Source organism: Neorhizobium sp. S3-V5DH (assembly GCF_004343065.1).
Lineage (GTDB): Bacteria > Pseudomonadota > Alphaproteobacteria > Rhizobiales > Rhizobiaceae > Neorhizobium > Neorhizobium huautlense.
This window is the reverse complement of record NZ_SMCL01000001.1, coordinates 118,139-135,370: the sequence shown is the minus strand read 5'-3', so window position 1 is coordinate 135,370 and position 17,232 is coordinate 118,139. Positions and strand designations below refer to the sequence as shown.

General features: G+C 61.7%; 18 protein-coding genes. 9 read left to right on the top strand and 9 right to left on the bottom strand.

Annotation, left to right across the window (positions count from 1 at the left end):
• Nucleotides 1-22: 22 nt before the first annotated feature.
• The 3 genes from EDE09_RS00705 to EDE09_RS00695 all read right to left on the bottom strand — a co-directional run bounded on the left by EDE09_RS00705 (nucleotide 23) and on the right by EDE09_RS00695 (nucleotide 2,028).
• Complete coding sequence (locus EDE09_RS00705) at nucleotides 23-580, bottom strand: fasciclin domain-containing protein (RefSeq protein ID WP_112797452.1); 558 nt, start codon at nucleotides 578-580, stop codon at nucleotides 23-25.
• Between the two features lie 180 nt (nucleotides 581-760).
• Nucleotides 761-1,489 (bottom strand): anti-sigma factor, encoded by a 729-nt coding sequence (locus tag EDE09_RS00700; RefSeq protein ID WP_112797454.1) that lies wholly within the window; start codon nucleotides 1,487-1,489, stop codon nucleotides 761-763.
• Nucleotides 1,486-2,028 (bottom strand): sigma-70 family RNA polymerase sigma factor, encoded by a 543-nt coding sequence (locus EDE09_RS00695; protein ID WP_245505049.1) that lies wholly within the window; start codon nucleotides 2,026-2,028, stop codon nucleotides 1,486-1,488. The genes EDE09_RS00700 and EDE09_RS00695 overlap by 4 nt, the downstream gene beginning before the upstream one ends.
• A gap of 115 nt (nucleotides 2,029-2,143) precedes the next feature.
• On the opposite strand from EDE09_RS00695, the gene argB reads away from it, so the two are divergent.
• Nucleotides 2,144-3,031, top strand: a complete 888-nt coding sequence (argB, locus tag EDE09_RS00690) for an acetylglutamate kinase (protein WP_105370500.1) — start codon at nucleotides 2,144-2,146, stop codon at nucleotides 3,029-3,031.
• Nucleotides 3,032-3,050: 19 nt separating this feature from the next.
• On the opposite strand, the gene EDE09_RS00685 is transcribed toward argB, so the two are convergent.
• A complete protein-coding gene (locus EDE09_RS00685; RefSeq protein ID WP_112797458.1) occupies nucleotides 3,051-3,824 on the bottom strand; it encodes an isocitrate lyase/phosphoenolpyruvate mutase family protein in 774 nt (257 codons plus the stop codon).
• Between the two features lie 93 nt (nucleotides 3,825-3,917).
• A complete protein-coding gene (locus tag EDE09_RS00680) occupies nucleotides 3,918-4,820 on the bottom strand; it encodes an EamA family transporter (protein ID WP_112797460.1) in 903 nt (300 codons plus the stop codon).
• Between the two features lie 106 nt (nucleotides 4,821-4,926).
• Between EDE09_RS00680 and EDE09_RS00675 the strand changes: the two genes are divergently transcribed.
• Together EDE09_RS00675 and EDE09_RS00670 are read left to right on the top strand one after the other, a co-directional pair.
• Entirely contained in the window at nucleotides 4,927-5,640 is a 714-nt protein-coding gene (locus EDE09_RS00675) for a pyrimidine 5'-nucleotidase (protein ID WP_112797537.1), read from the top strand.
• A gap of 111 nt (nucleotides 5,641-5,751) precedes the next feature.
• The gene (locus tag EDE09_RS00670) at nucleotides 5,752-6,366 is read left to right on the top strand and encodes a hypothetical protein (RefSeq protein ID WP_112797462.1); all 615 of its coding nucleotides are present in this window, start codon (nucleotides 5,752-5,754) and stop codon (nucleotides 6,364-6,366) included.
• Nucleotides 6,367-6,446: 80 nt separating this feature from the next.
• Here the strand turns inward: EDE09_RS00670 and EDE09_RS00665 are convergent, their stop codons facing one another.
• Nucleotides 6,447-7,307 carry an LOG family protein gene (locus EDE09_RS00665; RefSeq protein WP_132408357.1) on the bottom strand — a complete coding sequence of 287 codons (861 nt, stop codon included), beginning with the start codon at nucleotides 7,305-7,307 and terminating at the stop codon, nucleotides 6,447-6,449.
• 135 nt (nucleotides 7,308-7,442) lie between these two features.
• Between EDE09_RS00665 and dapD the strand changes: the two genes are divergently transcribed.
• The 3 genes from dapD to EDE09_RS00650 are packed head-to-tail and all read left to right on the top strand — an operon-like array spanning nucleotide 7,443 to nucleotide 10,095.
• Nucleotides 7,443-8,297: a 2,3,4,5-tetrahydropyridine-2,6-dicarboxylate N-succinyltransferase gene (gene dapD / locus EDE09_RS00660; RefSeq protein ID WP_105370495.1), complete on the top strand. Its 855-nt coding sequence runs from the start codon at nucleotides 7,443-7,445 to the stop codon at nucleotides 8,295-8,297.
• 21 nt (nucleotides 8,298-8,318) lie between these two features.
• A complete protein-coding gene (dapE, locus tag EDE09_RS00655) occupies nucleotides 8,319-9,515 on the top strand; it encodes a succinyl-diaminopimelate desuccinylase (protein ID WP_132408355.1) in 1,197 nt (398 codons plus the stop codon).
• Nucleotides 9,499-10,095, top strand: coding sequence for a hypothetical protein (locus tag EDE09_RS00650; protein ID WP_132408353.1), 597 nt, complete (start codon nucleotides 9,499-9,501; stop codon nucleotides 10,093-10,095). The genes dapE and EDE09_RS00650 overlap by 17 nt, the downstream gene beginning before the upstream one ends.
• Nucleotides 10,096-10,117: 22 nt before the next feature.
• Here the strand turns inward: EDE09_RS00650 and truA are convergent, their stop codons facing one another.
• From truA to def, 3 genes are read right to left on the bottom strand one after another with little or no spacing between them, the layout of a single operon-like run.
• Nucleotides 10,118-10,873, bottom strand: coding sequence for a tRNA pseudouridine(38-40) synthase TruA (gene truA / locus EDE09_RS00645; RefSeq protein ID WP_132408351.1), 756 nt, complete (start codon nucleotides 10,871-10,873; stop codon nucleotides 10,118-10,120).
• Nucleotides 10,873-11,808: a methionyl-tRNA formyltransferase gene (gene fmt, locus EDE09_RS00640; RefSeq protein WP_132408349.1), complete on the bottom strand. Its 936-nt coding sequence runs from the start codon at nucleotides 11,806-11,808 to the stop codon at nucleotides 10,873-10,875. Before fmt ends, truA begins: the two co-directional genes overlap by 1 nt.
• A gap of 56 nt (nucleotides 11,809-11,864) precedes the next feature.
• Nucleotides 11,865-12,380: a peptide deformylase gene (def, locus tag EDE09_RS00635; RefSeq protein ID WP_105370711.1), complete on the bottom strand. Its 516-nt coding sequence runs from the start codon at nucleotides 12,378-12,380 to the stop codon at nucleotides 11,865-11,867.
• 166 nt (nucleotides 12,381-12,546) lie between these two features.
• Between def and rmuC the strand changes: the two genes are divergently transcribed.
• The 3 genes from rmuC to EDE09_RS00620 all read left to right on the top strand — a co-directional run bounded on the left by rmuC (nucleotide 12,547) and on the right by EDE09_RS00620 (nucleotide 17,191).
• Nucleotides 12,547-13,695 (top strand): DNA recombination protein RmuC, encoded by a 1,149-nt coding sequence (gene rmuC, locus EDE09_RS00630; protein WP_245505061.1) that lies wholly within the window; start codon nucleotides 12,547-12,549, stop codon nucleotides 13,693-13,695.
• A 49-nt stretch (nucleotides 13,696-13,744) separates the two neighbouring features.
• The gene (locus tag EDE09_RS00625; protein ID WP_105370489.1) at nucleotides 13,745-14,644 is read left to right on the top strand and encodes a ribokinase; all 900 of its coding nucleotides are present in this window, start codon (nucleotides 13,745-13,747) and stop codon (nucleotides 14,642-14,644) included.
• A gap of 192 nt (nucleotides 14,645-14,836) precedes the next feature.
• On the top strand, nucleotides 14,837-17,191 hold the full coding sequence (locus EDE09_RS00620) for a methyl-accepting chemotaxis protein (protein ID WP_132408345.1): 2,355 nt from the start codon (nucleotides 14,837-14,839) through the stop codon (nucleotides 17,189-17,191).
• Nucleotides 17,192-17,232: the final 41 nt, after the last annotated feature.

Genomic DNA, 17,232 nt, shown 5'->3' with positions numbered 1-17,232 from the left:
GCAAAACGCCTGCGACCGGCCCTTACATCTTGGGCAGCACGACCTTGTCGACTACGTGAATGACACCGTTCGACTGCTTCACGTCGGCGATCGTAACCTGGGCGACATTGCCGTTCTCATCGGTCAAGGTGATCTTGCCCATGTCCTGTTTGGCTTTCAGGACGCAGCCGCCGACGGTCTTGACGTCATGGGTGCCCTTGTCGTCCTTGATCATCTTTTCGATAGCGTTCGACATGGCGTTCGCAGCGACAACGTGGCAGGTCAGAACCTTGGTCAGCTGCGCCTTGTTTTCCGGCTTCAAAAGCGTATCGACCGTGCCTTTAGGGAGTTCCGCGAACGCGTCGTTGGTCGGCGCGAACACGGTGAACGGCCCCTTGCCCTGCAGCGTTTCGACCAGGCCGGCCGCTTTGACGGCTGCCACCAGGGTCGTATGATCCTTGGAATTCACCGCGTTCTCGACGATGTTCTTGTCTTCGAACATGGCCGCGCCGCCGACCTTCGGATTGGCGGCATGGGCCGCGACCACGGCTGCGGAGAGAGCTGTTGCGACGGCAAATGTGCGGAGTGCGAAGTTGGACATTCTGTTTTCCTCTTCCTTTTAAAGGATCTGATCGCCCCGGCACGGATGCGCCTCCCAGGGCGGTTCACGTCCCGCGGCCTGCGGGACGCAGCAAGGGACGGAAGGGAGAGGGAAAGAGTTTCAGCCACAGTGAAAAAAGTGGCAGAAAAATTTCAACTACTTGGTTTTTAAGCGCTAATTTTAATTGGACCGACGCGTCTGTCCAACCGCGATCACGGGACCGGTGGCTTTACCGGTCGGAGAGCCGCCGAACGGCTCGAGGCTGACGGCGAGGGTCACGCCTTCGCCAAGTCTCGGACGGAGGTGAGCCGGAATTTCGACCGAACCTTCGCCCGTCTGAGGCAGTACACCGAGGGAGATTGCCGGATCGTCACCGCCAGGTACCAGCCAGAGTTCAAGCGAATGCTGATCCGCCGCACCGGCCGCAACCGGTGTCACCCGCAAGCGGCCGTCGACGACGTTGTAGGCGGCGACCAGGCTGATTGAATTGCCTTCCCCTGCAAGCTCGGCGACCAGCGGACGAGACGTCGGTGTGCCTATCCAGCCTGTATCCAGCGAAACGTAAGCGATCAGTACAGCCACGGACCCAAGCGCAATGCCACGCCACAACAGCAGCGAGTTCCACCATTTGCCGGTCGCGACGAGCTCCTGCGCGAAGCTCTTGTGCGGGAAAAGCCGGGTCTCTATCTTCGAATAGACAGCTGCGGGTGGGAGAACCTCATCGTAGTCGTCGTTGAAGCTCGCCAGATTTTCCTGCCATCGAGCGACGATCGCCGCAAAGACCCGGTCTCGCGCTATGCGCGCGGCCACACGCTCGCGATCGGCAAGCGAGAGTACGCCCAGGACGTATTCGCCTGCGAGCAATTCATCGCGGGAGCGGTCTCCTTCGCTCTGTTCGGGCGTCGTCATCGGTCGAGGCACTCTCTCAATTTCAAAAGGCTGCGCCGAAGCCAGGTGCGCACCGTATTCAACGGCACGCCGTGGCGGTCTGCCAGCTCCTGGTAGCTCAGACCTTCCACATATGCGCTTCGCACCGCGCTGGCTCGTTCAGATTCCAACTCTTCCATGCACCTGTCAATGCGTTTGCCCTCGCCTTTGAGGACGGTGGTCGTTTCGGGATCGAGCGCCGCATCCGCGATGTCCCAAGTTTCGTCGATACTGTCGGCAACGGGCTTGCGGGCACGCATAAGATCAATGGCCTGGTTGCGTGCCACCGCCACAAGCCAGCCCAACGGGCTCGCACCGGAGGCAGCGAACCGGTCGGCTCGTTGCCATATCTTGACGAAAATTTCCTGCAGCGCATCTTCCGCATCGGCCCTGTCCTTGAGGATACGAAGACAGACGGAAAAAAGTTTCGGAGATACAGCGGCGTAAAGCGCCGCCAGACCGGCTCGGTCGCGCAATGCGACGCGGCCGATCAAGGCGGCTATTTCAATGTCTGTCGCCAAGCACGTGTCTCCCCGGGCGCGTCGTTGCCGGTATACGGGCAAATCTTGCCATCGGATTATTTCCCCCGTCAAAAACATGCGCTACAAGGCGCCCACTCACATCACGGGGAAATCGATGACGACTTCCGATAGCGAACTTCAGGCCAAACTTCTGGCGCAGGCGCTGCCCTACATGCAGCGGTACGAAAACAAGACCATCGTCGTCAAGTACGGCGGTCACGCCATGGGTGATTCCGAGCTCGGCAAGGCGTTTGCGGCGGATATCGCGCTGCTCAAGCAGTCCGGCGTCAATCCGATCGTTGTGCATGGCGGTGGTCCGCAGATCGGCGCCATGCTGACCAAGATGGGCATCGAGTCGAAGTTCGAAGGCGGCCTGCGCGTCACCGACCAGAAAACCGTCGAGATCGTCGAGATGGTACTGGCAGGCTCGATCAACAAGGAAATCGTCGCGCTGATCAACCAGACCGGCGAATGGGCGATCGGCCTTTGCGGCAAGGACGGCAATATGGTGTTTGCCGAAAAGGCCAGGAAGACCGTCGTCGACCCGGACAGCAATATCGAGCGCGTGCTCGATCTCGGCTTTGTCGGTGAAGTGGTGGAAGTCGACCGCACGCTGATCGACCTGCTCGCCAAGTCGGAGATGATCCCCGTTATCGCCCCGGTAGCCCCCGGCCGCGACGGCGCCACCTACAACATCAATGCCGATACGTTCGCGGGGGCCATCGCCGGCGCCCTCAATGCCACCCGCCTGCTCTTCCTTACCGACGTTCCGGGTGTTCTGGACAAGGACAAGCAGCTCATCAAGGAGCTGACGGTCGCGCAGGCCCAGGCGCTCATCAAGGACGGCACGATCTCCGGCGGCATGATTCCGAAGGTCGAGACCTGCATCGACGCTATCAAGGCCGGCGTCCAGGGCGTCGTCATCCTGAACGGCAAGACCGCCCATTCGGTGCTTCTCGAAATCTTCACCGAGCATGGGGCCGGCACGCTGATCGTGCCGTGACCCCTTCCTCGATCGAGGCCTAAGCGGCGGCGGTGAAGACCGCCGCGGCATCTTCCTTGAGCTTCGCCATCATCGCTCGGTAGGGACCGGGGCCATAGCTCACCCTTGCGACGCCGAGTTCTCCGAGCCGCTTCGGCGCCGAGACGCCCGGCATCATCATGATATTGACCGGCACTGGCGAAGCTTCGCAAAGCTTGCGGATAAGCTCCTCATCTGCCAGGCCCGGCGCAAAGAAGCCATTGCCGCCAGCTTCCGCATAGGCCCTCGCCCGCGCGACCGCTTCATCCAGAAGCGCCGTATGCTTTGTCCGGTCGCCCTCCTGAAGGAAGAGATCGGTCCTGGCATTGATGAAGAGTGGAATCCCGCGCGAATCTGCCAGAGATCGGATGGCACGAATGCGCTCCGCCTGTCGACTGATCGGGTAAACGCCACTGCCGCCGACCACCTGATCCTCAAAATTGATGCCGATCGCGCCCGTGTCGATGACCTTCGCGACATTTTTGGCAAGCTCTGTCGGATCTTCCGCATACCCACCTTCAAAATCCACCGACAGCGGCAGTTCGACAGCGGAGGCGATCGATTTTGCGGTCGAAAGCAGCGCCTCCATCGGCAGGTTCTCGCCATCGGCATAACCTTGCGCCGCAGCCACGGACCAGCTTCCGGTGCCGAGAGCCTTCGCGCCGGCGTCCGCAACGGCCTTTGCCGTGCCGGCGTCCCAGATATTGTAGATGATGACCGGATTACCCTTCTGATGAAGTGCAGCGAATGCGGTAGCCTTTTCTTTCTGGTCCATGTCGTCTCCCTTTCTGATCCCGCGGTTATAGCCGCGCTTGCGCCTCTCGCCGCCGTAAATCGGGCGCCGATTTACGATCCTAGAAAACGCGGCTCAGAAGAACAACAACCCGAGAATGCCGCAGACAATGAGCATACAGCCGATCGCTTCCATACGGTTCACCCGCTCGTGGAAGAGGAAATAGGACGCCATGAAGGTGAAGACCAGTTCGATCTGACCGAGGGCACGGACGTAAGCCACCTGCTGCAGCGTCATCGCCGTGAACCAGCAGGCAGAACCGAGGACGCCGGCCAGGCCTACCAGCGAGGACGAGCGCCAGCTGCGGACCACCTGCGCGATCTCGCGCCTGTCTTTCCAGAACATCCAGACCAGCATGAAAATTGTCTGGAAGGTCGTTACACAGGCAAGCGTAACCGCCGCGTCCATAACCGGCCCCGGCCCTTGAAGCGAAAGCGCGGCACTGCGATAGGCCACCGCCGAAATGCCGAAGACCGCACCGGAGGCTATACCGATCAATGCAGTCCGCCCCGTCAGCGCGACGGCGAGATTGCGCCAGGACAGCGGCATCCGCGCCGTGGAGATCATCATCACGCCGAGTACGCCGACGATGATCGCCGCAATGGCGCCTAAGGTGAGTTTCTCTCCAAGCAGGACAAAACCGAAGATCGCCGCCTGCACCGGTTCCGTCTTGGAATAGGCCGTGCCCACGGCAAAGTTGCGGAGCGAAAAGAGATGCACCAGCATGATGGTCGCAAAGATCTGCGCCAGCCCCCCGATCCCGGCCCATATGGCGAAGGTCGGGTTGATTTCGGGATAAGGGTAGCCGGCAATGTGATGCAAAGCCAGCACATAGAGGATTGCGATCGGAAACCCGTAGCCGAAGCGCACGAAGCTCGCGCCGCGGGTGCCGAGCGAACCCTGCAGACGCTTTTGCAAGGCGGAGCGCAGGTTCTGCAAGAAGGCCGCAGCGATTGTAATGGGGATCCAAAGTTCCATGCTGGTGGCGGTATCATGCCGGCTATTTGGCCGCCAAGGCCGGATTTGGCCTGAACAGGTCGCCTTTTCGATTTTCTTCGACGCCCAAGCCGTGCATAAGACGGGCATGGACAAGACGCCGAAAACATCCCCCGATCCTGCCGATTTCGCCGATATCCGGGAATGGGTATTCGATCTCGACAACACGCTCTACCCGCATCACATCAATCTGTTTGCGCAGATCGACAAGAACATGACGGCCTATGTGCAGGAGCTGCTGCAGCTCGAGCCGGAGGACGCAAGGGCGCTGCAAAAGCGCTATTACCACGAGCATGGGACGACCCTGCAGGGCCTGATGCTGAATCACGGGATCGAGCCGGACAGTTTTCTAGAGCGCGCCCATGCGATCGATTATTCGGCGCTGCTGCCGCATCCGGAACTCGGAGAGGCGATCAAGGCGCTGCCGGGCCGCAAGTTCATCTTTACCAACGGAAGCGTACCGCATGCCGAAGCCGCCGCCCGGGCGCTCGGCATCCTCGACAATTTCGACGATATCTTCGACATCGTTGCGGCGGGTTATGTCCCGAAGCCTGCGGGCGCCACCTACGACAAGTTCGCGAGCCTGCACCGCGTCGATACCAGGCACGCCGCCATGTTCGAAGACCTCCCTCGCAATCTGCAGGTCCCGAAGACGCTCGGTATGCGCACCGTTCTTCTGGTTCCCCGCAACCTCGATACGGTGCTGATGGAGCGTTGGGAAAAGCTGACCGACGAGGACGATCATATCGACTACGTGACCGACGATCTGGCAGGTTTCCTGTCCGGCATTCGGCCCGATTGAGTTCCCGCCGTCTTACCAAATGTTCATCCACATTACGGATGTTTAAGTGGTTCCCTTCGATTGCCGGGCCTATCTTCAGGTCATCGGATTTAACCGGAAAGGACCCATTCGATGACCGCGAAGAAGATCGTTTTAGCGACACTCAGTGCCGTACTGGTCGCAGGAGCCGCTCTGCCCGCATTCGCGGCACCGGGACGTGACGGACCCGGCCGCCATGAGGGCGCCGGCGGCCGCATGATGCAGGACGTGATGTTCGTTCGTCTCTTGAAGAATGCCGACGGCAACAAGGACGGCAAGATCTCCAAGGAAGAGCTGACCGCCCGCCAGGATGCGCTGTTTGCCGAAATCGACGCAAACAAGGACGGCACCGTCACCCGAGGCGAACTCGTGGATTTCCGCCAGGCTAAAATGGATGAGTTCCGCAAGGACAACCCGCCACCGGAACAGGCTGAAAACCGCGGCCACGGCCGCCACGACGGGGATCGCGATGGCTGGCACCGCGGCGGGCGGGATCACGATGACCAGGATCGCCACAATGCGCGCTGGGATGGCCCGCGACATGGCGGCATGATGGGCCGCGGTATCTTCCGCATGGTCGATGAAGACCGGGATGGCAAGATTACCAAGACCGAAGCAACCACCGCAGGCGACCAGCTGTTCACCCGCATGGACGTCAACAAGGACGGCACCATTTCCATCGACGACCTGCCGGACCGCCCCCTCTAGTTCCCCGCCCCCTTTGGAACTAATACCGGCCGTCGTCTTGAAGGACCCGCCCCTCCCCCGAGAGGCGGGTTCTTTCAGTTCTAATGCTCGTAGAAGTCGGCGATGATCTTCCAGGCCTGATCGGCCGTCTCGACGAAGTTGATGAGATTGAGGTCTTCCGGCGCGATCGTGCCGAATTCCGCCAGTGCTCCAAAATTGATGATGCCGCGCCAGAACGCCTCGCTGAAGAGGATAAGCGGGATCCGCTCCATGCGTTTTGTCTGGATGAGCGTCAGCGCCTCGAACATCTCGTCGAGAGTCCCGAAGCCGCCCGGAAATACCGCAACCGCCTTGGCGCGCATCATGAAATGCATCTTGCGGATTGCGAAATAGTGGAAGTTGAAGCTGAGTTCGGGCGTTACGAAACGGTTCGGCGCCTGCTCGTGCGGCAGCATAATGTTGAGCCCAACGCTCGGGGCACCGGCGTCCGAGGCTCCGCGATTGCCCGCTTCCATCACGCCTGGTCCGCCGCCCGTCACCACCACATATTCCTGATGATTATACCCGGCCGAGTGTTTTCCGCAGAGTTCAGCAAACTTCCGCGCCTCGTCATAAAACACCGATGCCGCTTCGAGATTCTTCCGCTGAACCTCGTTGCGCGCAGCCCAGGCGCTTTGCCCGGGCGCCGGGATGCGCGCGCCGCCAAACAGCACCACCGTCGACTTGATGCCGCGTTCGGCAAGCATCATCTCGGCTTTGGTAAGTTCCAGCTGAAGACGGACCGGCCGCAGCTCTTCGCGGCTCAGAAAGTCGTCGTCCGCATAGGCGAGGCGATAGGACGGAGATTCCGTTTGCGGCGTCCTCGGCTGACCGGCGGCCGCATATTTGTCGGCCTTGTTGTCCTTCAGAGGATCCCAGACGCCATCCTTGCGCCGCGGTCCGTCCTTCTTCGCCTTTGCCATTGCATGACCCTTCCAGCGCCAACATGCGTTGACGCCAATTCACATTGACGCCTGAGTGGCGGTCGCTTAGAGCAAATAGAACTAAATGGCCACCTCTCCACCATCACGATACCGAGTGACGTTTAAGGATTTCCCATGAGCAGCGCTGACTTTTCCTCCCTCGAAAAGACTATCGAGACCGCCTTCGAGAACCGGGACGATGTGACGGTATCGACCAAAGGCGAGATCCGCGATGCGGTCGAGGAGGCGCTGAACCTGCTCGACAGCGGCAAGGCGCGCGTGGCGAGCCGTGGTGCCGACGGAAACTGGACCGTACACCAGTGGCTGAAGAAGGCGGTGCTGCTGTCCTTCCGCCTGAACGACATGGAGGTGGTGAAGCACGGCCCCGGCAACTCCACCTGGTGGGACAAGGTGCCGTCGAAATTCGAAGGCTGGGGCGAGAACGAATTCCGTGCGGCCGGCTTCCGGGCCGTACCGAGTGCGGTCGCCCGCCGCTCGGCCTACATTGGCAAGAACGTCGTGCTGATGCCCTCTTTCGTCAACCTCGGCGCCTATGTGGATGAAGGAACGATGGTCGACACCTGGGCCACCGTCGGCTCCTGTGCGCAGATCGGCAAGCATGTCCACCTGTCGGGCGGCGTCGGCATCGGCGGCGTGCTGGAGCCCATGCAGGCCGGCCCCACCATCATTGAGGACAATTGCTTCATCGGGGCGCGCTCCGAAGTCGTCGAAGGCTGCATCGTGCGCGAGGGTTCCGTGCTCGGCATGGGCGTCTTCATCGGCAAGTCGACCAAGATCGTCGATCGCGCGACCGGCGAGATCACCTATGGCGAAGTGCCCCCCTATTCCGTGGTCGTCGCGGGCTCGATGCCGGGCAAGCCGTTCCCGAACGGGGAACCGGGCCCGAGCCTCTACTGCGCCGTCATCGTCAAGCGCGTCGACGAAAAGACCCGTTCCAAGACCGGCATCAACGAACTTCTGCGCGACTGACCTCAAGGCTGCTCATCCGAAATGTCCGCATCCGATCCCGTCGCCAATCTTCAGGACCTCATCCGCTGCCCTTCGGTGACCCCGGCCGAAGGTGGCGCGCTCACCGCTCTGGAATCCATGCTCATTCCGCTCGGGTTCAAGGTCGAGCGCATGGTGGCGACGGAGCCGGGCTTGCCGGATATCGAGAACCTTTATGCGCGGCTCGGCACCGACGGTCCGCATCTGATGTTCGCCGGCCACACCGACGTCGTTCCTCCGGGGGACGAGGCATCGTGGAGCCATCCGCCTTTTGCGGCCGAAATCGCGGGCGACGAGCTTTTTGGCCGCGGCGCCGTCGACATGAAGGGTGGAATTGCCTGCTTTGTGGCGGCTCTGGCACGTCACATCGAAAAGCATGGTGCTCCGAAAGGCTCGATCTCCTTCCTGATCACCGGCGACGAGGAAGGGCCTGCGGTCAACGGTACCGAGAAGCTGTTGAAATGGGCTGCCGAAAAGGGCGAGCGCTGGGACGCCTGCCTCGTGGGGGAGCCGACCAATCCGGATCAACTCGGCGACATGATCAAGATCGGCCGGCGGGGATCCGTATCCGGCAAAGTGACCGTATTCGGCGTGCAGGGTCATGCGGCTTATCCCCATCTCGCCGACAATCCGGTTCGGGGCCTTCTTCCCTTGGCGAGCGCGCTGATGGACCCACCCTTCGATACAGGCACGCCGGAATTCCCGGCCTCCAATCTCGAAGTCACCTCTGTGGATGTCGGCAATTCGGCCACCAATGTCATACCGGCCAAGGCAGGGTTTGCCTTCAACATCCGGTTCAACGACAGTTGGACGGCCGATACGGTTAAGGCGGAGATCATTCGCCGGCTCGATCTCGCAGCAGTCCAAAGCCCGTTGCGTCCGGGCCGCGATCCGGCCCGTTATGAGATTGCTTGGGCCGAACGCCCGAGCCACGTCTTCCTGACCCGCAACAACGCGTTGATCGCCTCGCTCTCGGCTGCGGTAGAAAAGGTCACCGGCCGCACGCCGCAGCTTTCCACCACCGGCGGCACATCGGATGCACGCTTCATCAAGGACTACTGCCCGGTCGTGGAGTTCGGCCTGGTCGGCCAGACCATGCATATGGTCGATGAACGGGTGGCCCTTGCCGATCTGGAGATGCTCACCCAAATCTATGGGACCTTCATCTCCCGCTGGTTCGATAATGCCCTCCTACAGTGAAGTCAGGTTATATCTGAGCGGCCTCTGGCTGTTGATCAGAGGCGATGCGCAGGGATTCCGCCTGCTCGATGTTTCCGACCGCGGCATGATGCGTTCCTTCTGGGCTTTCGTCTGGTGCCTGCCGGCCGTCTTCGTGTCCTGGATCTGGCTGCGGTCCCTGCTGGTTCAAAGCATGCCGCCGGGCACGCGGCTCGGAGGTATGTTCTTTGTCCGCGTGGCGATGCTCGAAGTTCTCAACTGGCTGCTGCCGATCGTCTTTGCGGCTCTGATCTGCCTGTTCATGGGCATCCACCGCAAATTCCCGGCCATCGCCGTGACGATCAACTGGCTGGCGGTTCCATTTGCATGGATCTACGGTTTATTGTGCCTGGCAATGCTTCTGTTGCCCGTCCTGACGCCGATCATCGGGCTGATGCAGCTCATCCTGCTCATGGTTCTGGTCTTTGCGGTATCTCGGATCATGCGAATGATCTGCGGGCCGCAGTTGCTGATGACCACGGCGCTGGTCCTTGTCCTGCTGGTGCCGAACATGATCTTGACCGGCGCCATGCAGCGCTTCCTCGGAATTTATCCTTTCTGACGATCACGGGCCCTTCAGACAGTCAGGTATCGCCGGGATAATCCACCTTCAGGAAGTAGAGCCCCTCCGGCGGAGCGACCGGTCCGCAGGCGGCGCGGTCGCGCGCGTCGAGCGCTGCGCGAACGTCGTCCGGCGTCATCTTGCCCTCCCCCGCCAATTTCAGGGTGCCGGCGAAGGAGCGGATCTGGTTGTGCAGAAAGCTCTGGGCGCTCGCCCGGATCTCGATCAGGTCTCCGCTGCGGGTCACGTCCAGCCGGTCGAGCGTCCTCATCGGGCTCGCCGCCTGGCAGTGGGCGGAACGAAAGGTCGTGAAGTCGTGATGCCCGATCAAGGTCTGCGCGGCCGCATGCATGACCTCGTGGTCAAGCTCGCGCGTCACCCACCAGGCACGCTTGGCTTCAAGGGCGAGCGGCGAGGGCCGATTGAGAATGCGGTAGAGATAATGCCGGCGCTGCGCCGAGAACCGCGCGTCAAAACTGTCGTCGACCGCCCAGACGTCCAGGATGGAGACCTTTTCGCCAGCCATCATCAGGTGGGCGTTGAGCGCATTGCGCAGCTTGTAGGGCTTCCAGTCCCGGGAAAGGTCAACGTGGACCACCTGCCCCACCGCATGTACACCTGAATCCGTCCGGCCCGCACCACGGATCGAGACTGTCTCTCCCGTGAGCGACAGGATGCCAGCCTGTAGAGCGGCCTGGACGGAATGGCCGTTCTCCTGCATCTGCCAGCCCACATAGGGCGTGCCGTCATATTCGACGGTCATGCGGTAGCGCGGCATCAGCAAAACCTCGTGCCGGCGGGAACGGATGTTCCACGCAGGAATTCAGCCGCCGCCAGCGGCTTGCCACCCGCCTTCTGAAGCTTCAGGAGCCGCACGGCGCCTTCGCCACAGGCCACAGTCAATGTATCGTCAAGAACGGTGCCTGCCTCGCCCTGGCCTTTAGCCACTTCCGAGGCGAGTACCTTCACGCGTTCCGGTCTGCCGTTGATCTCGGCCTCGAACCACGCGCCGGGGAAAGGCGACAACCCTCGGATATGATTGTGCACGTCACGGGCGGACCTCGAAAAATCGATGCGGGTCTCGCCCTTGTCGATCTTGGCGGCGTAAAGCACACCCTCGTCCGGCTGCGGCGTCAGCGGCAGGTCACCGCCCTCGAGCTTTTCCATCGCCTCGACCATGGCGCGTGCGCCGACGAGCATCAGCTTGTCGTGCAACTCCCCCGCCGTCATGCCTTCGCCGATCTCGACCTCTTTGGTAAGGGCGACCGGGCCGGTATCGAGACCCTTCTCCATCTGCATGACCATCATGCCGGTCTTTTTATCGCCGGCCATGATGGCGCGCTGGATCGGCGCCGCCCCCCGCCAGCGCGGCAGGAGCGAGGCATGGCCGTTGTAGCAGCCAAGCCGCGTGCCGGTGAGGATCGCTTCGGGCAGCAGCAAGCCGTAGGCGACGACGACCGCCACGTCCGCATTCAGCGCGCGGAATTTCTCGCGCTCTTCCCGCTCCTTGAAATCGACGGGGGTGAAAACGGGAATGCCGAGCAGTTCGGCAGCCTGATGGACCGGCGACTTCACCAGATCCAGCCCTCGGCGGCCGCCTGGCCGAGGCGGCTGGGTGTAGACCGCGGCGATCTCGTGTCCCGCCTGCTTCAGCGCCTGCAGCGTCGGCACGGAAAATTCCGGCGTGCCCATGAAGGTGATGCGGAGAGACATGGCGTTTCGCGCTTTAAGAACGCGCCTTCGAGCTGAAGACCGTGCGGGCGTCAGCCTTAGACGGCTTTCGTCTTGGCGGCCTTGGTGAATTTCTTGATGACCATTTCGCGCTTGAGGCGGGAGATGTAGTCGATGAACAGCACGCCGTTCAGATGGTCGATCTCGTGCTGCAGGCAGGTCGCAAGCAGGCCATCGGCCTCGACAAGATGTTCCTTCCCATCGCGGCCGATGTGCTTGACGGTGACGACGGCGGGGCGCTCCACTTCCGCATAATATTCGGGAATGGACAGGCAGCCTTCCTCGTAGACGGAACGTTCGTCCGAAGACTTGACGATCTCCGGATTGATGAAGACCTGCGGGGCCTTTTCTTCACCCTCGCGCGCGATATCCACCACCAGAAGCCGGCGCGGAATACCGATCTGGATCGCCGCCAGGCCTATGCCAGGCGCGTCATACATCGTCTCCAGCATGTCGTCTGCAAGCTTCAGGATATCGGAATCCACCTGCTCGACGGGCTTGGACACCTGGCGCAGGATGGGGTCGGGCAAAATAATCAGGGGCTTGATCGTCATGATCTCCCCATAACGCAACTCTTTTTCCGATGGAACAGGAATCGCGCTGTATTGGTAACCAATGTTCACGTTTTGATCTTCCTCCTTCGCAGAAATCTGTTAGGCTGAAAGCATGAACGATCTCTTCAGCCGCCTTTCTCCTCTTTTTTCTCAGCAGCTAACCGTGATGTTTTCAGCCGCCGCGGCGGCTGTTATCCTGCTCTTCCTGGTACTCGTTCTGCGCAGCAACAGCCGCCGACGGCAGGATGCTGCACGACAGGCTGCGGAAGCGGAAGCGCGGCTTTCCGAACTCATCCGGGCGCAAAGCGAGATGCAGGGACGCCTGTCGGTGATGGCCGAGACCCTGTCGACCCGCCAGTCGGAGCTCAATCAGGCGGTCAGCCAAAGGCTCGACGGCATGACGCATCGGATCGGCACGACGATCACCGAGCAGACCAGATCGACGCATGAGAACCTGCGAAAGCTGCAGGAAAGGCTTGCCGTGATCGACGCGGCGCAGAACAACATTCAGACGCTCGCCAAGGACGTGGTCGGGTTGCAGGCCATCCTTTCCAACAAACAGACGCGAGGCGCTTTCGGCCAGGGACGCATGGAAACCATCGTTGCCGACGGCTTGCCGCTCGGCGCCTATTCCTTCCAGTCGTCGCTTTCCAACGGCACCCGCCCGGACTGTACGATCCGGATGCCGAACAACGCGCCGCCGCTGGTGGTGGATGCCAAGTTTCCCCTGGAGGCCTGGAACGCATTCCGTGAGGCGGCCGCGCCGGAAGCACGCAGGTCCGCCGCCCAGCAATTCCGGCGCGACCTGGAAGTGCACATCAAGGATATTTCCGAGAAGTACCTTCTTCCGGGCGAGACGCAGGACATGGCCTTCCTCTTCGTCCCTTCCGAATCGATCTTTGCGGAAATCCACGAGCATTTCGAAGCGGTCGTGCAAAAGGCACAGCGCTCGCGCGTCGTCTTCGTCTCGCCCTCCCTGCTGATGCTGTCGATCCAGGTCATCCAGGCGGTCCTGAAGGACCAGCGGATGCGCGAGCAGGCGCATCTGATCCAGGGTGAAGTGGCACTGCTCATGGAAGATTTGACGCGCCTCGACGATCGAACACGCAAGCTCCAGGGGCATTTCCTGGCAGCCCAGAGAGATGTCGAGCAAATCGTCACATCGAGCGAAAAGCTCACGAGGCGCGGCGCCAAAATCGGAGCGTTGGAGCTCGAAGCGCCGGGACAGTCCGAGACAGACGCCGAGACGCCGCAAACCAAGGTCGTCGAAAGCAGGACCGGGCTTCTGAAGCTGAGGGTAGTTGACGAGGAGTGATCCTGTCGGGCAGTGTCCGGCGCATTCAACAAGCAGCAGCAGGCCGCCCATGATCACCGTTCTCGGCTCCATCAACATGGATCTTATCGCAACCACCGAACGGCTGCCGGAGCCGGGCGAGACGGTGGCCGGATCAAGCTTCTCGACTGCAGCCGGCGGCAAGGGAGCCAATCAGGCGCTTGCGGCGCAACGCGCAGGCAGCGCGGTTCACATGGTCGGCGCGGTGGGGGAAGACGCCTTCGCGGCGCAGGCGCTGGCGCTCCTCAAGGATGCCGGCGCAGATCTTTCGGGGGTCGCACGCGTCGGCGAACCGACAGGTACGGCTCTGATCCTGGTCGGCGGTACCGGCGAGAACATGATCGCCGTCGTCCCGGGCGCCAATGGCACTGTGCGCGAGGCCCAAGCGCTTGCGGCGATCGATCCGATGCAGCCGGGCGACATCCTGATGCTGCAGCTCGAAATTCCGGGATCGACGGTGGAGGTAGCCTTGAAAGCCGCTCGCGCCAAGGGAATCACCACGATGATCAATACCGCCCCCCTGACGCCGGACGCGGCACGGCTTGCACGCCTTGCCGATATCGTCGTTGCCAACGAGACCGAATTCGAACTGCTGGCGGGCGAACGGCTAGCCGATCGGGACGCGCGGAAAGCCGCGCTCCAAAAACTGCATGCCGAAACCGGCCAGACATTCGTGGTCACGCTCGGCGGCGAAGGCGTCATTGCGATCCGCGAAGGGACCTTCTTTGCAGCTGACGGTTTGAAGATCGAGCCCGTCGATACCGTCGGTGCCGGAGATACGTTCTGCGGCTATCTGGCCGCAAGCCTCGAACAGGGCCTCGGTTTTTCCGATGCGCTCCGCCGCGCCGCCGTTGCAGGCTCGCTCGCCTGTCTCACGCCAGGTGCCCAGCCGTCCATACCTGTCGCCGAGCAGGTCGACAGCCGGATCTAAAGTCACTCAGGTTTTGCTTTTGCAGTGCGAAAGCCAACCAGGTTAACTTTAATCAAATTTAAGACATCATCCCTAGGGTGGCACCATCACCTCCGCGGAACGCCTTGCCTTCCGCGAGCGGCCTCATGACGGGGCAAATCGGATAAAGGTGAATTTTCCCCTCCGTAATGCTCATTGCGAGGCGCGCGCCCCATGTTCCCGTTGAAGATCCGATCCCTTTCCACGAAACTCATCCTGGTCACGAGCCTGGCGATAGCTCTCGTCCTTGTGCTCTCCAATCTTTTCCTGATCTCGCAGACCCGGAGCCGCGTTTCAACGCTGACCATGGCGCAGGCCGAGGCGGAAGCGCGCTCGATCGCCAATGAGGTCGCCGTCGAAATCGGCCAGCTCGCCGGTGCCGCCCGTTCGATTGCCGGCGTAATCGGTCGCGGCCATGCCGGCGGCTACCTCGACCGCAAAGGCGTCGTCGACGCCCTCAAGGCCAATCTGGAGCAGAATGTCTTCGCCTACGGTAGCTGGTTCGCCGAGGCGCCGGGCACGTTCGACGGCAAAAATGCGGATCTCGTGAACAACAAGGAGATGGGCGGCAACAAGAAGGGCGAACTTGCGCCCTACTGGACGAAGAGCCGCTCCGGGGAGATCGCCTACAGCGTCTTCGACATCGATACCCAAGCGGAATGGTATTCGCTGGCCGCCAATTCGAAGAAGGGTTCACTGACCCAGCCATACGTGGAAAGCACGACGGGCGACGCTACCGCCATGAGTTCGGTTGCCTATCCGGTCATGTCCGGCTCCAAATTTCTCGGCGTCGCAGGCCTCGATGTCTCGCTTTCGACCCTGTCGAAGAAGCTGCAGGCCATGCGGCCCTTCGGTTCCGGCCGCGTTCTCCTCGTGTCCCAGGGCGGCAAGTGGATCGTTCCGGTCAATGCCGACAAGCTGATGAAGCCGGTGGAAGGGGAGAAGGCCAGCGAGCTTCTCGCCGCCTTGAAGGCGAACACGCCTCTGCAGCTCACCAATCTCACTGCTGACGCTCCGGAGGCCTACGAGCGCGTCGTTTATCCCTTCACCGTGCCGGATCTCAACGCCACATGGGCCATCGTTCTTGACGTGCCGCATAGCGTCATCGCGGCGCCTGTCCAGGATCAGACGTGGATGATGGTCCTCGGCGGCCTGATCATTATGGGCGCCTGCATCGTGACCCTCTATTTCGGCAGCACCGTGTTCGTGCGCCGTCCTCTGGGCGCTATCCTCGGCAGCGTCGATCTGCTCAGCAAGGGCCGTTACGAGAAGCCGGTCGAAGGCCAGGACCGCTCCGATGAGATCGGCTCCCTCTCCTCGTCGCTCGAAGGCTTCCGCCACACGCTTGCCGATAGCCGCCGGCTGGAAACCGAAGCCGAGGCACAGCGCAAAGCCGCCGAAAGCGAGCGGACACGGTCGGAAAGCGAGCGTGAGGCGAATGCCAACGAGCAGCAGCGCATTGTTGCATCGCTTGCCAGGGGCTTGTCCGAACTGTCCAACGGCAACCTCGGCTACCGGGTCGAGGAAGAGTTTCCGGGCGAATATGCAAAGCTGAAGACCGACTTCAACAGGGCTCTGGAGAGCCTCGAAGATACGATCGCCACCGTCAATTCGACCGTGCACAATATCGGCAACGGCACCCGCGAAATTGCTTCCAGCGCGCAGGATCTGTCGCGCCGGACGGAACAGCAGGCGGCGAGCCTCGAAGAGACCGCCGCCGCACTGAACGAGCTCACCGCGCAGGTGAATTCGAGCGCCGAGAATGCCGGCTCCGCCGCCTCGACCGTCAATCTGGCCTGCGACGACGCGGAAAAGTCGGGCGAAGTGGTGCAAAAGGCCGTCGCCTCGATGCAGGGCATTGCGCAGTCGTCACAGGAGATCTCCCGCATTATCAGCGTGATCGATGAAATCGCCTTCCAGACCAACCTGCTTGCGCTCAATGCAGGGGTCGAAGCGGCCCGCGCCGGTGAAGCGGGCAAGGGTTTCGCCGTCGTTGCCCAGGAGGTGCGGGAACTGGCGCAGCGTTCCGCCAATGCCGCCAAGGAGATCAAGGCGCTTATCAACGCCTCGACAACGCAGGTCGGCGAGGGTGTCGAACTGGTCGGCAGGGCCGGTGACGCACTGCAGAAGATTGCGGTACAGGTCATGCAGATCAACGGCCTGATCCGCCAGATCTCCGCATCCGCCAGCGAACAGGCGACCGGTCTCAAGGAGATCAACTCCGCCGTCAACCAGATGGACCAGGTCACCCAGCAGAATGCCGCGATGGTGGAAGAAACCACGGCGGCGAGCTCCGTGCTCAGCAACGAAGCGGAAACCCTCCGCTCCCTCGTCGCGCGCTTCCGGGTCTCTGCCGGAGTGGGCGGAGTTGCTCATGCCGCGCCTCAGGCTCTGCGCCAGGTTGCCCGCTCGCTGCGGGAGCCCCCAGCCAGTCCGGCGGCTCCGGTGCCTGCACGCGCAAAACCTGTCGCCAAGGCTGCGGCTTCGCACGGATCGGCCGCTGTCGCCGACGAGTGGGAAGAGTTCTGATCGCGCACGCGGCGTCTTTGAGCCAGGCCGCCGGGTGGTTA

Coding starts and splice junctions, on each gene's coding strand:
- EDE09_RS00650 (WP_132408353.1), top strand. CDS start 9,499: ATGCCCTCCTACAGTGAAGTCAGGTTATATCTGAGCGGCCTCTGGCTG.
- rmuC (WP_245505061.1), top strand. CDS start 12,547: ATGTTTTCAGCCGCCGCGGCGGCTGTTATCCTGCTCTTCCTGGTACTC.
- truA (WP_132408351.1), bottom strand. CDS start 10,873: ATGCCGCGCTACCGCATGACCGTCGAATATGACGGCACGCCCTATGTG.
- EDE09_RS00680 (WP_112797460.1), bottom strand. CDS start 4,820: ATGGAACTTTGGATCCCCATTACAATCGCTGCGGCCTTCTTGCAGAAC.
- argB (WP_105370500.1), top strand. CDS start 2,144: ATGACGACTTCCGATAGCGAACTTCAGGCCAAACTTCTGGCGCAGGCG.
- EDE09_RS00700 (WP_112797454.1), bottom strand. CDS start 1,489: ATGACGACGCCCGAACAGAGCGAAGGAGACCGCTCCCGCGATGAATTG.
- def (WP_105370711.1), bottom strand. CDS start 12,380: ATGACGATCAAGCCCCTGATTATTTTGCCCGACCCCATCCTGCGCCAG.
- EDE09_RS00675 (WP_112797537.1), top strand. CDS start 4,927: ATGGACAAGACGCCGAAAACATCCCCCGATCCTGCCGATTTCGCCGAT.
- EDE09_RS00620 (WP_132408345.1), top strand. CDS start 14,837: ATGTTCCCGTTGAAGATCCGATCCCTTTCCACGAAACTCATCCTGGTC.
- EDE09_RS00665 (WP_132408357.1), bottom strand. CDS start 7,307: ATGGCAAAGGCGAAGAAGGACGGACCGCGGCGCAAGGATGGCGTCTGG.
- EDE09_RS00670 (WP_112797462.1), top strand. CDS start 5,752: ATGACCGCGAAGAAGATCGTTTTAGCGACACTCAGTGCCGTACTGGTC.
- fmt (WP_132408349.1), bottom strand. CDS start 11,808: ATGTCTCTCCGCATCACCTTCATGGGCACGCCGGAATTTTCCGTGCCG.
- EDE09_RS00705 (WP_112797452.1), bottom strand. CDS start 580: ATGTCCAACTTCGCACTCCGCACATTTGCCGTCGCAACAGCTCTCTCC.
- dapE (WP_132408355.1), top strand. CDS start 8,319: ATGTCCGCATCCGATCCCGTCGCCAATCTTCAGGACCTCATCCGCTGC.
- EDE09_RS00625 (WP_105370489.1), top strand. CDS start 13,745: ATGATCACCGTTCTCGGCTCCATCAACATGGATCTTATCGCAACCACC.
- EDE09_RS00685 (WP_112797458.1), bottom strand. CDS start 3,824: ATGGACCAGAAAGAAAAGGCTACCGCATTCGCTGCACTTCATCAGAAG.
- dapD (WP_105370495.1), top strand. CDS start 7,443: ATGAGCAGCGCTGACTTTTCCTCCCTCGAAAAGACTATCGAGACCGCC.